Source organism: Deltaproteobacteria bacterium, from assembly GCA_009930495.1.
Taxonomy (GTDB): Bacteria; Desulfobacterota; Desulfovibrionia; order Desulfovibrionales; family Desulfomicrobiaceae; genus Desulfomicrobium.
Window position 1 is genome coordinate 24,557 of record RZYB01000007.1, and the last position, 16,140, is coordinate 40,696.

A 16,140-nucleotide genomic window follows, 5' to 3' on the forward strand; every position below is an offset into this window, starting at 1 on the left:
CACGAGCAACGCCACGGCCACCGGCGTTGATAGTCCAAGGGATGGGGTTTGACAACCGCGGACATGGAGTACGGACATGAAACTCAATGAACACAACAGCAAACGCCTCTTCCAGGAAGCCGGACTCCCCGTTCCAGACGGCGTCCTGATTGGCCCGGGTCAAGAGCCAGAGGCGCCCTTCCCACTGCCCTGGGTGCTCAAGTCCCAAGTCCTGAGCGGCGGTCGGGGCAAGGCCGGCGGCATCGCCATCGTCGCCAGTCTGGACGAGGCCAGCCGCGAACTCGCCCGCCTTTTCAAGCTGCGGATCAAAAACGAAGCGGTCCGCTTGGCACGGATCGAACCCAAGGCCGGGTACAGCCGGGAATTGTATCTGTCGGTCAGTCTGAACCGAGCCCGGGCCTGCCTGAGCGTCACGGCCGGTCGCGCCGGCGGCGTGAATATCGAGGACCAGTCCGAGGATAACCTCCTGTCCGAACAGGTCCATCCGGACCAGGGCCTGGCCGCCTACCAGATCCGCAATCTCTTCTACCATCTGGAGCTGCCGCCCGCCCTGGCCAAGCCTTTCGGCGCCCTGGCCCGGAACCTGTTCGACCTGGGAGTCCGGCACCGCCTGCTCCTGGCCGAGATCAATCCCCTGGTCGTGACCGTTGCCGGCGAATTTCTCGTGCTCGATGGCAAGGTCGAGATCGACGACCACCACGTCGGTATCGACCCCAGTCTGAACCGTTTTTTCGAGCCCGCCCACCTGAGCCCGGAGGAAATCCGGTCCAGGGCGGCCGGTCTGAGCTACCATGAATTGGACGGCTTCGTGGGGTTGATGGTCAACGGCGCCGGACTGGCCATGGCCACCATGGACGTCCTGAACCATGAAGGCCTGGAAGCCGCCAATTTTCTGGATCTGGGCGGCGGCGCCGACGAGGCCGCCATGCGCACGGCCTTCGACATCCTGTTCGACACGCCCCGGGTCCGCGCTATTTTCATCAACATCTTCGGAGGCATCCTCTCGTGCGCAAAGGTCGCGACCGCCATGCTCGCCGCCCTTGACGGCACGCCGCCGCGCAAGCCCGTGGTGGTCCGGTTCGCCGGCAACAGCGCCGACCGTGGCCTGGAACTGCTGCGCGCGGCCCGGCTCGACGGGCTGCATATCCGTCCGAGTCTGGGCGAGGCCCTGACCGTTTTGGCCGCCCAGATCGGAGACAATGTCCCGACCCGGCATCATGCCCGCGTCCGCGTGCCCTCGCCCCAGGCCAAACCGGTCCGCTCCCGCCCCGCGCGCGCCGCCTTTCCCCTGCCCGAGGACTGCCGAGTGTTGGTCCAGGGCCTGACCGGAAAGCAGGGCCGGTTGCACTGCCAACTGATGCGGGACTACGGCACCCGGATCGTGGCCGGCGTCACGCCGGGCAAGGGCGGCACCGAGGTTCTTGGCGTGCCGGTCTTCGACACCGTGCGCGAGGCGGCGCGGGCCATGCGCATCGATGCCTCGATCGTTTTCGTGCCCGGAGCCCTGGCTCCGGACGCGGTCCTGGAAGCGGCCGCCGCCGGTATCGACTGGGTGGTTTGCATCACCGACGGCATCCCGCAGCAGAACATGCTCCGTGCCCTGGATCGTCTGCGCGCCCACCGGACCAGGGTCATTGGCCCCAACTGTCCAGGGCTGATCATTCCCGGCCAAACCAAGATCGGCATCATGCCCGGCGATATCTTCCTGCCCGGCCCGGTGGCGGTCTTTTCCCGCAGCGGCACCCTGACCTACGAATGCGTGGACCAGCTGACCCGGGCCGGCATCGGGCAATCCGTGTGCGTCGGCATCGGCGGCGACCCATTCATCGGCACCGGTTTCACCGACCTGTGCCGTCTCGTCCGCCATGATCCGCGCACCAAGGCCGTGGTCATCCTGGGTGAAATCGGCGGCACGGCCGAGGAGGAACTGGGCGAATACATCAAATCCAGCGGATTTGAACTCCCGGTCCTTGGCTTCATCGCCGGTCAGACCGCGCCTCCGGGCAAACGTCTGGGACATGCCGGAGCCATTCTTGAAAAGGGTTCCGGCGGCGTCGAGGCCAAGCTCCGGGCCATGGCCGCCTCGGGCTTCCAGCTTCTGCCCCGCCTGGATCAGGTCGCCGAAGCCGTGAGCGGGGTGCTCTGACCTCGCCGACCGGCCCCGGTCACGTTTTTTTTGTGTGGGTCGCAAGCCTGGATTTGTCTGCTTCTTTCCCGTAGACACTGCCCAATCCGCACCACGGTACACGCGAGGTTGCCATGAGCAGAAATGTCATCGACATCTACCCGGACGAATTGGAAGAATTCCGGACGAAAACCAGGGAACGCGATTATCAGCTCGTCGACGTGCGCCAGCCGCGCGAATACGACGAAACCCATATTCCAGGCGCCTTGCTCGTTCCCCTGCCGGAAATCGAGGACCGCCTGGACGAACTCGACCCCACGGCGCATCTGGTGCTTTATTGCCGCACCGGCGGACGCTCCGCCGTGGCCGCGACCCTGGTCAAGGACGCCGGCCCCAGGCGGGGACACATTTACAACCTGGTCGGCGGCATCACGGGTTGGCAGGGCAAGGACCTCAAGGACATCCCGCACCTGGAACTCTTCCCCCGGGACATGCCCCTGGCGCAAACCTTGTTCCGGGCCATGAACATGGAAAAAGGAGCCTGCCTGTTTTACCGCTCCCTGTCCCAGGAGTACGCCGGCACGGAATTGGGAGCCATGGCCGAGGACCTGATCGAGCAGGAGGAGCGCCACGCCCGGAGCATTTTCGAATACTGGCGTCAGCACGCCACGGCACCCACCGAGGACGGTTTCGAGGAAATGTTCGAGCGTCTGGACGGACGCATCATGGAGGGCGGCAAGCCCATTTCCGCCTGGATGGCCCGTCTGGGCACGGATCCCCAGGACCGCATGCTGCGCATGCTGGAGCTGGCCTGCGAAATCGAATACTACAGCTATGATCTGTACCGGGGGCTGGCCAACCGCGACCGGCTGGCGGCGGCCGGGCAAACCTACCTGACCCTGGCCGAGCAGGAAAAAAGCCATGCCCGCATCATCTCCAAGGCCCTGGGCAAGGTCATGCGTGCTTGATGTTTTTCTGGACCGGCCGGCCTCGTACAGCGACGCGGCGGCGCGTCTGCCCGACCTTCTCGATCGTGTCCTGCCGGATATTCATGGCCGCTCGATCCTGCTCAAACCCAATTTCGTCTCGCCGCGCAACGCCCGCCTGTCCTGCACCCATCCCCTGATCATCGCCACGGCCGCCCGCCACTGCCGCGACCTGGGCGCCCGCGTCATCATCGGAGATTCACCGGCTTTTGGCACGGCCCAGGCCGTAGCCCGGGTTTCGGGCCTGACCAGGGCGTTGCGCGGCCTGGATATCCCCATCATCACCCTTGACCGGAGCGTGCCCCGGTCAAGCAACGGTTTTATGGTACGGATTTCCGCCCATGCCCTGGACGCGGATCTGATCGTGAACTTGGGCAAATTCAAGGCCCATTCCCAGATGCGTCTGACCGGCGCGGTCAAAAACCTGTTCGGCTGCGTCAGCGGCGTGCGCAAGGCCTGGCTCCACGCCCGCCACGGCGACCGGGAGCACGAATTCACGTCCCTGATTTGCGGACTGGGAGCGGTTCTGCCGCCAACGGTCAGCGTTCTGGACGGAGTCGAGGCCATGCACCGTACCGGCCCCATCGCCGGCGACGGCTTTCGGCTCCATTTTCTGGGCGCGAGCGTCTCGGCCGTGGCCCTGGACGCGGCCGCCGGCATGACCTTGGGCCTGACGGCCAGGGAGCTGCCCATCTGGGCGCAATGCGTCCGCGACGCGCTCCCCGGCGCGAATCCGGACGCATTGCGCTTTCCCGCGCTCGCCCCCTCGGCCTTTGACGCCAGCGGCTTTGTCCTGCCAGACCAGCTCAAGCCGGAGTCCTTCCGCCCCTGGACCTTGACACGCAGCTTTATCAAGCGGTTGTGGATGGCCAGAACGCGCTCGGTCTGACCATGCCATCGCACGCGATCATCCAATAAACGACACGGCCGACACCTCCGGCACGCCCGCCCCGGCGATAACGTCGAAACGATGCGTGGGACGGCATTATGTCCATGGCCAAGGCCGAAATGCCACTCCAAGGACAAAAAGAAGTCTGAAAACAAGGCAACGAAGGGACATGGCCGCCGCGGGCCGAAGGCTTTGGCTCAGGCCTGGGGTCGGGGTGAGCAGCCGCTGGGAATAACGACATGAAAAGTGGTGCCGTCCGTCTCGGTCGATTCAAACCAGACCCGGCCGCCCAGATAATTGGCGCACAGCAATTGCACGCTGTAGGTGCCCAGACCCCGTCCCTGACCCTTGGTCGAAAAGGAACGGTGGAAAAGCTGATGCTGGACCTCGTCGGGCATGCGACCGGGGTTGTGCACGGAAATATGAAAATCATTGCCGTCCCGAACTGCTTCCAGGCGCACGGTCTGGCCCGGGTGCGTGGCCTCCAGGGCGTTTTTAAGCAGATTCATGCAGATTCGGTGCACGACGACCCGATCGCCAAGCATCTCGGCATCGCCGCAGCGCGAATCGAGCTCGATGGTCCGATCACTGCCCAGGGCGTGCTGCCGATAGACATGCACCAGCCCCCGCAACAATTCCGACACGGAAAACCGCTCGCACGACAGAACCAGGTCATCGGTCTCGGCCGCCAGAAGTTTTTTCTGGGCCGCGATTTCGTCGACGCAGATATCGAAATGCGGCAACACGGAGCTGATCAATTCCTGGTGCTCGCCCGACAGATCGCTTTTCAGAAACGTCAAAATTCCCTTGATGGCGCCAACGCTGTTCAAAATGTCGTGCAAAAAGACCCGCTCCAGGGCGCGGCGCCGTTTTTCGTGCCCGACATCCTCGAACAGGAGAACCACATACGGCTGACCCTCAAGGACAAACGGCAGGGCCTGCACGCGAAAATCGCGGACTTCCAGGCGATTGCCGACCTGGAAGGTCAGAGAGCAGGACTCCTCGGACTCCTTTCCGGCCAGACCGGCCCTGATGCCGAGCAAGACACCGCATTCGCAGCAGTTCGGACCATTGCCGCAGCCTGCGGCTTCGGCGTTGACGCAGCGGAAAAAATCCCCCGGAGCACGGCCGAGAAGCGCGTTCATATCCGTGACGCCTGCCAGATCCAGGGCGCTTTTGGTCCCGTAGACCATGCGCCGGTCCGCATCGACCGCGACGATCACAATCCGTGAACGATCGAGTATCCGGGCCAGACCCGGTCCGCTGGTGAGCACGTCCCGCAGCCGTTCGTAGTACGCCGTGTCTTTGTTCATGCCTCTCCCGCCGAAACGCGAATAAGGTTCCAAGGATGGCGTGTCATACGAACAGCTCCAGCTAAGGTCAACATTGCGGCCGATCCCCGCAGCGGCTACAGCAGGACGGCGCGGCGCGTTCCCGTGCCGCCACGCATCATCACCGCAACCGCGAAAGAGTGAACATGAAACGCTGGAAATGGATCATCACAGGCGGCGTCCAAGGCGTTGGATTCCGTCCGTTTGTCTATAAATCCGCCCTTGGCGCGGCCGTTAGCGGCCATGTCGGCAACACGTCCGAGGGCGTGGTCATCGAGGTGCAGGGCGAGGCCGGACAATTGGCCGCCTTCGAGGATCTGTTCGCGGCCAACCTGCCCCCGCTAGCCCGCATCGCGGACTGGAAACGCCAGGAGATCGCGCCCGTGGCCGGCGAAGCCGGATTTCGCATCAAAAAAAGCACGGGCGGCGCCGGCCATCAGGTGCTGATCAGCCCGGACGTGGCCACCTGCGCCGACTGCCTGCGCGACACCCTGGAACCGGGTGGCCGCCGCCATCATTACCCGTTCACCAACTGCACCAACTGCGGCCCGCGCTACACCATCACCCGGTCCATCCCCTACGACCGGGCGACAACGTCCATGGCCTGTTTTCCCATGTGCCCCGACTGTCGGACCGAGTACACGGATCCCCTGGATCGGCGTTTTCACGCCCAGCCCAATGCCTGCCCGGTCTGCGGCCCCCAGGTCTGGCTGACGGACCGCCAGGGAACGCGGCTGGCCGAAAAGGACGCGGCCCTGGCCCAAACGGCCAGACTCCTGCTTGAGGGCCGCATTCTGGCCATGAAGGGCCTGGGCGGATTCCATCTGGTCTGCGACGCCCGTAACGCCGAGGCCGTGGCCGCCTTGCGCCAGCGCAAGAACCGCAAGGACAAACCTCTGGCAATCATGGTCCGCGACCTGGACGCGGCCCGATGCCTGACCCGGATCACCGAGGACGAGGCGCGGCTGCTTTCGGGCCCGGAGCGCCCCATCGTGCTGCTTCCGGCCGCACCGGACCGAGGGCTGGCGCCGGGACTGTCCCCGGACACCGCGTATCTGGGCCTGATGCTGCCCTACACCCCGCTTCATCACGTGCTCTTCGCCCTGCTCAATGACGCCTCTCCGGCCCCGCCCGCCGCCCTGGTCATGACTTCCGGGAATATCAGCGCCGACCCCATCTGCCTGGGCAACCGCGAGGCCCTGGCCCGTCTGGCCGGTATCGCGGACTTTTTCCTGCTCCATGACCGCGACATCCTCATCCGCTGCGACGATTCGGTGCTGCGCTGGACGGACGCGGCGCCCCAGTTCATCCGCCGGGCGCGCGGCTTCACGCCCTCGCCCATCGACTTGGCCACGGACGGCCCCACGGTTTTGGGCGTGGGGCCGCTGCTCAAGAACACCCTGTGTCTGACCAAGGGCCGACAGGCCTTTGTTTCCCAACATATCGGGGATCTGGAAAACCTGGACACCTTCACCTTTTTCCGCGAGATCGCGGCCCATCTGGCCGACATTCTACAAGTCCGGCCCCAGGCGGTGGTCCACGACCTGCATCCGGACTACATGAGCACCGGCTTTGCCCGCGAAGCCGGCCTGCCCTGTCTGCCCCTGCAGCATCATTTCGCCCACATCCATGCCGTGCTGGCCGAAAACCGCCATCAGGGCCCGGCCCTGGGGCTGGCCCTGGACGGCACCGGCCTGGGCGACGACGGCACTATCTGGGGCGGCGAGGGCCTTTTCGTGGACACGACGACATTGGAGCAGCGCCGTCTGGCCCGGTTTTCCCAGGTCCGCCTGCCCGGCGGCGACAGCGCGGCCCGGCAGCCCTGGCGCATGGCCAGGGCGTTTCTGCATGCCCTGGGCATCGTCGCTCCGGGCGACAAACCCTGGCCCTGGCTGGAACGCTTCGGGAATGCGGACAACATTGTCGGCCAGATGCTCGACAAGGGCCTCAACAGCCCGCTGTCCTCGAGTTGCGGCCGGCTGTTCGACGCCGTGGCCGGCATGCTCGGATTGTGTCCGGAAATATCCTACGAGGGACAGGCGGCCATCATTTTGGAATCCAGCCAGGACATGGCCGAAAATCGCGCCTATGCCTGCCCCATCGTGAGTCGCGAAAGTTTGCTCGAGGTGGACACCGCCACTCTTTTCGCGCAAGTCCATGCCGACTGGCGGGCCGGGGAATCCGTCGGACGTATCAGCCGCCGCTTCCACCTTGGCCTCCTCGATGGCCTGACCGCGCTCTGCGCCACCCTGGCCGGACAAACGGGCTGTTCCCGCGTGGGCTTGAGCGGCGGGGTCATGCACAATCTGACCCTGACCACGGAGTTGCCCCGCCGTCTGCGCGCCATGGGACTCGTGCCGTTGACCCATCGCCATCTGCCACCCAATGACGCCTGTATCTCCCTCGGACAGGCCGCCTACGGGCAGACGGCCCTGCACAGACAACAGGAGTAAACACCATGCGTATTTTGACCGATATTGGCGCGTTGCTGTCCAGTCTGTGGAAAATCGTGGACTGGCTGCGCCGGGCCGTGCTGAACACGCTTTTTCTTGTTCTTCTGACCGTCATCGTGGTGGCCATTTTCGTGCGGCCACGCGCCGACCTGGAACCCAATTCGGTTCTCGTGCTCGATCCCTCGGGCGTTCTGGTCGAGGAGATCCAGCCACCCGATCCAGCCGAGGCCCTGCTGCGCGAGATGGACCCCGAAAACGGTCTGACCGGGGAGAGCCGCGTCCAGGACATCGTGGACGCCGTGACCAGGGCCGCCGACGATCCAAACATTCAGGCCATGCTCATCGAGCCCGAGAACCTGAAGGGCTGCGACACGACCAAGCTGCTGACCATCGGCAAGGCCATCAAAACCTTCAAGGAACGCGGCAAGCCCGTGTTCAGCCACGCCACGACATACACCCAGGGTCAGTACCTGTTGGCCTCCAACGCGGATCAGATTTCCGTCACGTCCCTGGGCGGCGTGGCCCTGACCGGTTTTGGCACGTACCCGACCTTTTTCAAGGGATTGCTGGACAAGGCCAGGGTCAACTTTCATGTCTTTCGCGTCGGCGACTACAAAAGCGCCGTCGAACCCTTCACCCGGGATTCCATGTCCGAGGAAGCCAAGTCCATGAACCGGGTCTGGCTGGACGAGCTGTGGGCAACCTATCAGGCCGAAATCGCCGCCAACCGCCACCTTCCCCCCGACAGCCCGAGTCGGTACGTGGAAACCATCGACACGGCCCTGGCCGCAATGTCCGGCAACGCGGCCAAGCTGGCCGTGAGCGCCAAGCTGGTCGATCTGATCCAGGCTCCGGATCAATTCCGACGCCATGTGACCGAAAAACTGGGCAACCCGCCCGACGATCCGCGCCAAATCGGCTGGCGCGACTATCTGCGGGCCAATCCGGGATCACCGGTCCGGGACGAGGAAGTCATCGCCATCATCCGCGCCCGGGGAGCCATCATGCCCGGACAGCAGCCCGCGAGCAGGATCGGCAGCGAAACCATGGCCGATCTTTTTGAACAGGCCCGCGAGGACCCCGCCATCGTGGCCGTGGTGCTGCGCATCGACAGCCCCGGCGGCAGCGCCACTGCGTCCGAGGAAATCCACCGTGAAATCATCCGCACCCAGGACGCGGGCAAGCCCGTGGTCGTGTCCATGGGCAGTCTGGCCGCCTCCGGCGCGTATTGGATCGCCTCGGCCGCCAACCGCATCGTGGCCGAACCGACCACTCTGACCGGTTCCATCGGCATTTTCGCCGCGTTTCCGACCTTCGAAAACACCGCCCTCGAATGGGGCGTGACCACCGACGGCGTCGGCACCACCACGCTGGCCGACCTCGGCCACCCCCTGCGCCCGCTGGCCGGCAAGACCGAGGCCGCCATCGGGCATCTGCTGCGCTTCGGCTACGACACCTTTCTCGACCGGGTTGCCCAGGGCCGACGCATTCCGATCGACAAGGTCGAGGATTCGGCCGGGGGCCGGGTTTTCAGCGGCCGCGAGGCCCTTGGCCGCAAGCTCGTGGACCAACTGGGCGGCCTGGACGAGGCCATTCTCGTGGCCAGCGATCTGGCCGGGCTGAAATCCGCCGCGACCAAGGAACTCCGCCGGGAACTGTCCCCACGGGAAACCCTGATGCAAAGCCTGTTCTCCGGCGTCGCGGCCCTTCTCCCCGCCCCCGACCCACACCTCGCGGCGGTGCTCTTCGCCGTGGACGAACACGCCCGCGTCCTGTCCAGCTTCACCGATCCGCGACACCTGTATGCCCGCAGCCTGGAATGCGAGGTCAGTCTCCGGTGATCATTCCCGTTCCGCCCGGCTGGCCGGGCGGAACGGTTTTTGCGCCTTGCCAAGCCAGAATCGAGCGTTTAGAAATTTCCCCTTTCCGTTTTCTCCCCAGACGCGCGCCTTTCGCCGCGCCGGACAAACCGCAACTGCCGTTCTCTCCGGCATTATTCATAATGGTGTCATCATGCCCCAAAAAGGACCACATATCTCCCTTGCTCCCGAACGCCTGGTCAAACGCGTCCTGGGTCTGCCCCTGGAAGAGTTCCAGACCTGGCCGGAATATCTCCAGCAGCTGGCGTTGGGTCTGGCCGAGGAACTGTTCATCATCCGCTACAACCCGTTCATTCCGGCCAAGGACGTGCGCCAGAGCGTGGCCGCCCGGCTCCAGGCCGAACGCGCGGCCCTGTCGCCGGAATATTACCGTGAACTGTCCGGCTGTCTGGACCGCTTCTGGCAAAGTTTCGAAGCGGACCAAAAATTCAAGACCACGCTCATCGGGCGCTTGTCGGCCATCATGGACAGGGAGCAAATCGTCTCCACCGCCAACAACCTTATTGAGTGTTCCACGGACGCCACGGACCTGCGCATGGAGCTGCCGGCTCTGGTCGTATTTCCGGAAAACACGGCCCAAATTCAGGGCGTGATCCGTCTGGCCAACGAAATGGGCTTTCCCATCGTGCCGCGTGGCGGCGGCTCCGGCCTGACCGGCGGCGCGGTGCCGGCCAAGCCGCGCACGGTCATCCTGAGCCTGAGCCGGCTCAAGGAGATCATCGACATCGATCTCGAGACCCAGACCATCAGCCTGCAATCCGGTGTCATCACCCTGAACGCCATCCAGGCCGCCGCCGCCAAGGGGCTGCTTTTGACCGTGGACCCGGCCTCCAAGGCGGCCTCGTCCATCGGCGGCAATGTCTCGGAAAACGCCGGCGGTCCCTTTGCCTTTGAATACGGCACAACGCTGGACAATCTTTTTGCCTACAAAATGGTTCTGCCCACGGGCGAGGTCATCCAGGTCCGGCGCGTCAATCACCCCCGGCACAAGATCATGCCCGAGGAAACGGCGGTCTTTGAAATTGTGGATGAATTCGGCGGCCGCAAGGAAACCATCGCCCTCAAGGGCGACGAAATCCGGGGCGCGGCCCTGGGCAAGGACGTGACCAACAAATACCTGGGCGGTCTGCCCGGCGTACAGAAGGAAGGCGTGGACGGAATCATCACCGAAGCCACGTTCACCCTGCATCCCATCCTGCCCCTCTCGCGGGTCATGTGCCTGGAGTTCTATGGAAATTCCATGCGCAACGCCATGTATGTGATCAAAAGCATCATCGCCCTGCGCGACGAAATCCGCACCCAGGGCGATCTGGTCAAACTCTCGGCCCTGGAAGAATTCAACATCAAATATGTCCAGGCCATTGATTACGCCAAAAAATCCGAAAAATTCGACGGCATTCCCATCTCGGTCCTGATCATCCAGCTCGACTCCACGGATGAAACGGCCCTGGCAGAGGCCACGCGCGGCATCGTCGAAATCTGCGCGGCCTTTGACAACGTCGACAGCTTCGTGGCCAGCGACGCCCGCGAGGCCGAGGTGTTCTGGCACGACCGTCACCAGCTTTCGGCCATTTCCAAGCGCACCAGCGGATTCAAGCTCAACGAGGACATCGTCATCCCCACCGATGTCATCCCGGAATTCTCGGACTTCCTGGAGGAACAGAACCTGTACTATCTGGCCATCGCCTACCGCGAGGCCCTGCAACAGGTTCAGGCCCTGGATGGCATCGAGGTCGACGACGCATTCATCCGCATGGAAATGGACGTGGCCACGGCCATCATCCGGGGCAAGACCAGCAAGAACGAACTGCCCGAACAGGAATTGGAACTCCAGACGTCCTTCTTTTTCCAGCATCTCAAGGGCAAGTACCCCAAACTGCACGAGGAACTGTCCAAGATTTTCGAACACATGCAGAACACGCGCGTGGTCATCGCCAATCACATGCACGCTGGCGACGGCAACTGCCACGTCAACCTGCCGGTCAACTCCAACGACGCCCGCATGCTCGCCCTGGCCGAGGAGGCCGTGGGCAAACTCTTCCACAAGGTCCTTGAACTCAAGGGCCAGGTTTCCGGCGAACACGGCATCGGCATCACCAAGATCGGCTTTCTGGCCGAGGAAAAAATCGCGGCTCTGCGCGGCTACAAAAAAAAGGTCGATCCCAACAACATCTTCAACCCGGGCAAACTGACCCAGCGCGATCTGGTCGTTGTGCCCTACACCTTCTCCTTCAACCGGCTGATCAAGGACATCAACAAGACCGCGCTGCCGGGCAAGGAAAACCTGATCAACCTGCTTTTGAACGTCCAGACCTGTACCCGCTGCGGCAAGTGCAAGCAGGTCTGCCCCATGTACCTGCCCCAAAAAGGCCTGCTCTTTCACCCGCGCAACAAAAACATCACGCTGGGCGCATTGGTGGAGGCCCTCTACTATTCCCAGCTGCAAAACGGCGAGCCCGATCCGCGCCTGCTTGGTGAGCTGCAAAAAATCCTGGACCACTGCACGGCCTGCGGCAAATGCTTCGCCATTTGTCCGGTCAAAATCAGGACCCAGGACGTGACCCTGCAGATGCGGGCCTATCTGGAGGAAAAAGGCGCGGGCGGACACCCGTTCAAAAACCGCGTTTTGAACCTCCTCAGCCAGGACCCGCAAACCATGCTGCCCAAGGTGGCCAAGCTGGCTGGTCTGGGCCAGGAACTGGGCAATCGAACCGTGACCCTGCTGCCAAAATCCTGGCGCGATCACCTGGACAATCCGCTGCTCCATGGCAAGGGGCCGACAACCCAGTTCAAAAATCTCAAGCAATCCTTGAATTTGAGCAAGGGCAACATCATCACCCAGGACGGCATGCCCCACAAACGGGCCGTGCTCTACTTTCCGGGATGCGGCGCGAGTCTGTTCTACCGCTCCATCGGCGTGGCCGCCGTGCGTCTGCTCCTGGACGCGGGCGTGACCGTGGTGCTGCCGCCGAACCATCTGTGCTGCGGCTATCCGCTCCTGGCCTCGGGCTGCAAGGATCAGTACGACCGCGTCGGCGCGGAAAACCAGAAGCTGCTGGACGCGACCATCCGCAACGCCGAGGCCGCGGGCTTTACCATCAAGGCCGTGCTGACCTCATGCGGCACCTGCCGCGAGGGCATCAGTGGATACAGGCTGAAATCCCTGGACACACGCCAGATCGAATTTTTCGACGTGGTTCAGTACATCGTCCAGAATACCAAAAGCAGCTTCGGACAGGGCCCCGAGCAGCTTCTGTACCACGCTGCCTGCCACCACGAATGGACAGGGGTCGCGCCCCTCAAGGCGCCCGATATCTATGCCGACGAGCTGGGCAAGCTGGTCCGGTCCAAGGTCGCGATCTCGCCCTTTTGTTGCGGCGAATCCGGCCTGGGCGCCCTGACCTCCCCCAAGATTTACAACCGGCTGCGGGCCCGCAAAAAAGAACAACTGGGCAAGGACCTGACCGGCTATCCGGTCGAAAACCCCATCGTGGTCGGCTGCCCGTCGTGCAAGATCGGCATCAGCCGTTCGCTGCTGGAAATGAACGTGAACCGGGAGGTGTTGCACACCCTGGAATTTCTGGCAGCCATCGGGCACGGTCCGACATGGCGCAAGGACTTCATCAAACGCCTGAACAAAGCCTTGGTCGCTGGCGCGGTCCAGACCATCACCGTATGAAACTCCTGGGCATCGACTACGGGCAAAAACGCATCGGACTGGCCATCTCCCAAGGGGGGATGGCCTTTCCGTTCAAAACACTGGTCAAAAGCACCAAGGACCGCCTTTTCGCCGATCTGCTGGACATCATCGAACGGGAAGGCATCGAGGCGGTCGTTCTGGGCCTGCCCCTTGATCTGGACGGCCAGGAAACGCTGACCACGCGCCAGGTGAAAAATTTCCAGGCCAGTCTGGCCCGGCGCGTGGCCCAGCCCATCCACATGGTCAATGAGGCCCTGACGTCCTTCGAGGCGGCCGAACGGCTGCGCCAGGCCGGAGTGCCCGAACGCAAGCAGGCGGCCATGCTCGACCAGATGGCCGCGGTCTGCATTCTGGAGATTTTTTTGGGAGCACAGCGATGAAACGACGGCTGATCATATTCGGACTGAGCCTGGTGGCATGTATGATTCTCGCGGCGGGCGGACTGTTCCTGGCCGGCCGCTATTTTCTGGAAACGCCCTTGGACACCACGACGAACAGCACCCGCGTTTTTACCATCGAATCCGGGGAATCCCCGCGGGTCGTTGCCAAGCGCCTGGAACAGGAAGGGCTGGTGCGCTGGGCCGAGGGTTTTCGGCTTTGGGGGCGCTACACGAAGGAAACCCTGCAGGCCGGCGAGTTTGAATTGTCGGCGGCCATGAGCCCACGCCAGATTCTGGATGTCCTGGCCCATGGCCAGCCCATGCTGCACCGTCTCCAGTTCGCCGAGGGGCTGACCATGCGCGAAGTGGCCCAGGCCGTGAACGCCACCGGACTGACCACGAGCGAACGCTTCCTGGCCGCCTGCCGCGACCAGGATTTTTTGCGCAAGAACGGCATCAACGCCACCGACGCCGAGGGCTACCTGTTTCCGGAAACCTATTTTTTTCCGCGTATTCCCAAACAGGACCCCTACCCCATTCTCCAGGCCCTGCTGGACCGCTTCGCGGCCACGGTCCGCGATCTGCCCCAGGCACGCGATCCAAAAATCCTGCACGACACCGTTATCCTGGCCTCCCTTGTGGAAAAGGAAACCGCCGTGCCCGCCGAACGCGGTACCGTGGCCGGGGTTTACGCCAACCGCCTGGAGCGGGGCATGTTGCTCCAGTGTGATCCGACCATCATCTATGGATTGGGCGCAAGCTTTGACGGCAACCTGAAAAAATTCCACCTGACCGACGCCGCCAACCGTTACAACACCTATGTCCATCCCGGTCTGCCCCCCGGGCCCATCTGCTCGCCGGGCAAGGCCGCCCTGGACGCGGCCGCCCATCCGGACCGGCACGAATTCCTCTATTTCGTGGCCCGCCAGGATGGCACCCATCATTTCAGCCGGACCCTGAACGAGCACACCAACGCGGTCATCAAATATCAACGCCGAGGCCGCCCCATGCCGTCCTCGTCCGCCAACTGACGCCCCAAAAAAGGTGGAAGAGCCTGTCTTCCACCTTCTGCTGATTCCAACCCGTTTTTTTCTCACCGCCCCAAGGCTTCCCGCTGTTCCTCGGATTCGGCGTTGTCCAGGGCGATATGCCGGAATTCCTCGTGATGGGCGGCAAAAATATCGGTCAGATCCGGATCGAAATGAACGCCCCGACCCTCAATGATGATCTCCACGGCCCGGCCATGAGTAAACGGCGGCTTGTAGACCCGGCGGCTGATCAGGGCGTCATAGACGTCGGCCAGGGCCATGATCCGGCCGCACAGGGGGATCTCCTCTCCCTTGAGACCGCGCGGATAGCCGGTGCCGTCCCATTTTTCATGGTGCGTGTGGGCGATTTTGGCGGCTAGGCGCAAAAAAGGCATCACGCCAAGCCGCTTTTGCACGGCTTCAATGGCGCCAAAACCGTATTCGGCGTGGCGCTTCATGATCTCGAATTCCTCGTCCGTCAGCTTGCCCGGTTTGAGCAGGATATGGTCCGGCACCCCGACCTTGCCGATGTCGTGCAGCGGGCAGGAATTGACCAATAAATCGATATAGTTCTTGTCGAGCAGCCCCCGATACACGGGATGGTCCTCCATTTCGCGGGCCAGCAGGGCCACGTACCCCTTGACGCGGTGGATGTGCTCGCCGGTCTCCGGATCGCGGAATTCGGCCAGGATGGCCATGCTCTCGATGGTCGCCTGCTGGGTCAGCAGGACCTCGCGGGTCCGCTCGCGGACCCGCCGCTCCAGAAGATCATTGTGCTGGCGCAGCTCTTCCCTGGTCCGGGCCAGGGTCAGATGCGTCTTCACCCGGGCCAACAGCTCCTCCAGCTCGAAAGGCTTGGTCAGATAGTCCACGGCGCCAAGCTGAAACCCCTTGGATTTGCTCTCCAATTCCGACAAGGCCGAAAGCATGATGACCGGCACCTCGGCCGTGCGCGGCGAGGCCTTGAGGCGGCGCAGCACCTCGTAGCCGTCCAATCCCGGCATCATGATGTCCAGCAGGATCAGATCCGGGGGCTCGCGTTCGGCCATTTCCAGGGCCGTTTCTCCATCGAGGGCCACGGACAGGTCGTAAAGCTCCCCCAGGGTGCCGACCAGAATATCCAAATTCAATGTGGTGTCATCGACAGCCAAAATGCTACTTCCAGACAGATGCGTCATCACGAACAGTCCTTTTGCAAACGCGTGCACAGTTCCTCGGCCAGGGCCCTGGCTTCCGGGAATTCATAGGTGTCCACCAGACGCCCCAGGCGAGTGATGCCCGCGCGCAAACCGGGCGTCAGGGCGCGGGAACGCAGGGCCTTGAGCGCGATCTGGCATCCCTTGGGCTTGCGCGAATCCAAAAGCGGCA

General features: G+C 63.2%; 10 protein-coding genes. 8 read left to right on the plus strand and 2 right to left on the minus strand.

Translation table 11 applies throughout. The annotated features are described in order from the left end of the window. Window positions 1-76 precede the first annotated feature (76 nt). The 3 genes from sucD to EOL86_01730 all read left to right on the plus strand — a co-directional run bounded on the left by sucD (window position 77) and on the right by EOL86_01730 (window position 4,000). Window positions 77-2,146 carry a succinate--CoA ligase subunit alpha gene (gene sucD, locus EOL86_01720; protein NCD24300.1) on the plus strand — a complete coding sequence of 690 codons (2,070 nt, stop codon included), beginning with the start codon at window positions 77-79 and terminating at the stop codon, window positions 2,144-2,146. A 113-nt stretch (window positions 2,147-2,259) separates the two neighbouring features. Then, window positions 2,260-3,093 (plus strand): hypothetical protein, encoded by an 834-nt coding sequence (locus EOL86_01725; GenBank protein ID NCD24301.1) that lies wholly within the window; start codon window positions 2,260-2,262, stop codon window positions 3,091-3,093. After that, window positions 3,047-4,000, plus strand: coding sequence for a DUF362 domain-containing protein (locus EOL86_01730; protein NCD24302.1), 954 nt, complete (start codon window positions 3,047-3,049; stop codon window positions 3,998-4,000). The genes EOL86_01725 and EOL86_01730 overlap by 47 nt, the downstream gene beginning before the upstream one ends. Window positions 4,001-4,197: 197 nt before the next feature. Here the strand turns inward: EOL86_01730 and EOL86_01735 are convergent, their stop codons facing one another. Further along, entirely contained in the window at window positions 4,198-5,313 is a 1,116-nt protein-coding gene (locus tag EOL86_01735) for a sensor histidine kinase (protein ID NCD24303.1), read from the minus strand. A gap of 164 nt (window positions 5,314-5,477) precedes the next feature. Here EOL86_01735 and hypF point away from each other — a divergent pair, with 164 nt between their 5' ends. The 5 genes from hypF (at window position 5,478) to mltG (ending at window position 14,775) form a co-directional block, all read left to right on the plus strand. Continuing rightward, window positions 5,478-7,784 (plus strand): carbamoyltransferase HypF, encoded by a 2,307-nt coding sequence (hypF, locus tag EOL86_01740; protein ID NCD24304.1) that lies wholly within the window; start codon window positions 5,478-5,480, stop codon window positions 7,782-7,784. Between the two features lie 5 nt (window positions 7,785-7,789). Then, entirely contained in the window at window positions 7,790-9,625 is a 1,836-nt protein-coding gene (gene sppA, locus EOL86_01745; GenBank protein NCD24305.1) for a signal peptide peptidase SppA, read from the plus strand. Between the two features lie 172 nt (window positions 9,626-9,797). Further along, window positions 9,798-13,343: an FAD-binding oxidoreductase gene (locus tag EOL86_01750; protein ID NCD24306.1), complete on the plus strand. Its 3,546-nt coding sequence runs from the start codon at window positions 9,798-9,800 to the stop codon at window positions 13,341-13,343. After that, window positions 13,340-13,744, plus strand: coding sequence for a Holliday junction resolvase RuvX (ruvX, locus tag EOL86_01755; GenBank protein NCD24307.1), 405 nt, complete (start codon window positions 13,340-13,342; stop codon window positions 13,742-13,744). Before EOL86_01750 ends, ruvX begins: the two co-directional genes overlap by 4 nt. Further along, window positions 13,741-14,775 carry an endolytic transglycosylase MltG gene (gene mltG, locus EOL86_01760; protein NCD24308.1) on the plus strand — a complete coding sequence of 345 codons (1,035 nt, stop codon included), beginning with the start codon at window positions 13,741-13,743 and terminating at the stop codon, window positions 14,773-14,775. The genes ruvX and mltG overlap by 4 nt, the downstream gene beginning before the upstream one ends. A gap of 62 nt (window positions 14,776-14,837) precedes the next feature. Here mltG and EOL86_01765 read toward each other — a convergent pair whose 3' ends face one another. Further along, the gene (locus EOL86_01765; protein ID NCD24309.1) at window positions 14,838-15,950 is read right to left on the minus strand and encodes a response regulator; all 1,113 of its coding nucleotides are present in this window, start codon (window positions 15,948-15,950) and stop codon (window positions 14,838-14,840) included. Window positions 15,951-16,140 lie beyond the last annotated feature (190 nt).

What these genes read in the sequence shown, in the direction of transcription:
- sucD (NCD24300.1), top strand. Translation starts at nt 77, where the DNA reads ATGAAACTCAATGAACACAACAGCAAACGCCTCTTCCAGGAAGCCGGA.
- EOL86_01725 (NCD24301.1), top strand. Translation starts at nt 2,260, where the DNA reads ATGAGCAGAAATGTCATCGACATCTACCCGGACGAATTGGAAGAATTC.
- EOL86_01730 (NCD24302.1), top strand. Translation starts at nt 3,047, where the DNA reads ATGCCCGCATCATCTCCAAGGCCCTGGGCAAGGTCATGCGTGCTTGAT.
- EOL86_01735 (NCD24303.1), bottom strand. Translation starts at nt 5,313, where the DNA reads ATGAACAAAGACACGGCGTACTACGAACGGCTGCGGGACGTGCTCACC.
- hypF (NCD24304.1), top strand. Translation starts at nt 5,478, where the DNA reads ATGAAACGCTGGAAATGGATCATCACAGGCGGCGTCCAAGGCGTTGGA.
- sppA (NCD24305.1), top strand. Translation starts at nt 7,790, where the DNA reads ATGCGTATTTTGACCGATATTGGCGCGTTGCTGTCCAGTCTGTGGAAA.
- EOL86_01750 (NCD24306.1), top strand. Translation starts at nt 9,798, where the DNA reads ATGCCCCAAAAAGGACCACATATCTCCCTTGCTCCCGAACGCCTGGTC.
- ruvX (NCD24307.1), top strand. Translation starts at nt 13,340, where the DNA reads ATGAAACTCCTGGGCATCGACTACGGGCAAAAACGCATCGGACTGGCC.
- mltG (NCD24308.1), top strand. Translation starts at nt 13,741, where the DNA reads ATGAAACGACGGCTGATCATATTCGGACTGAGCCTGGTGGCATGTATG.
- EOL86_01765 (NCD24309.1), bottom strand. Translation starts at nt 15,950, where the DNA reads ATGACGCATCTGTCTGGAAGTAGCATTTTGGCTGTCGATGACACCACA.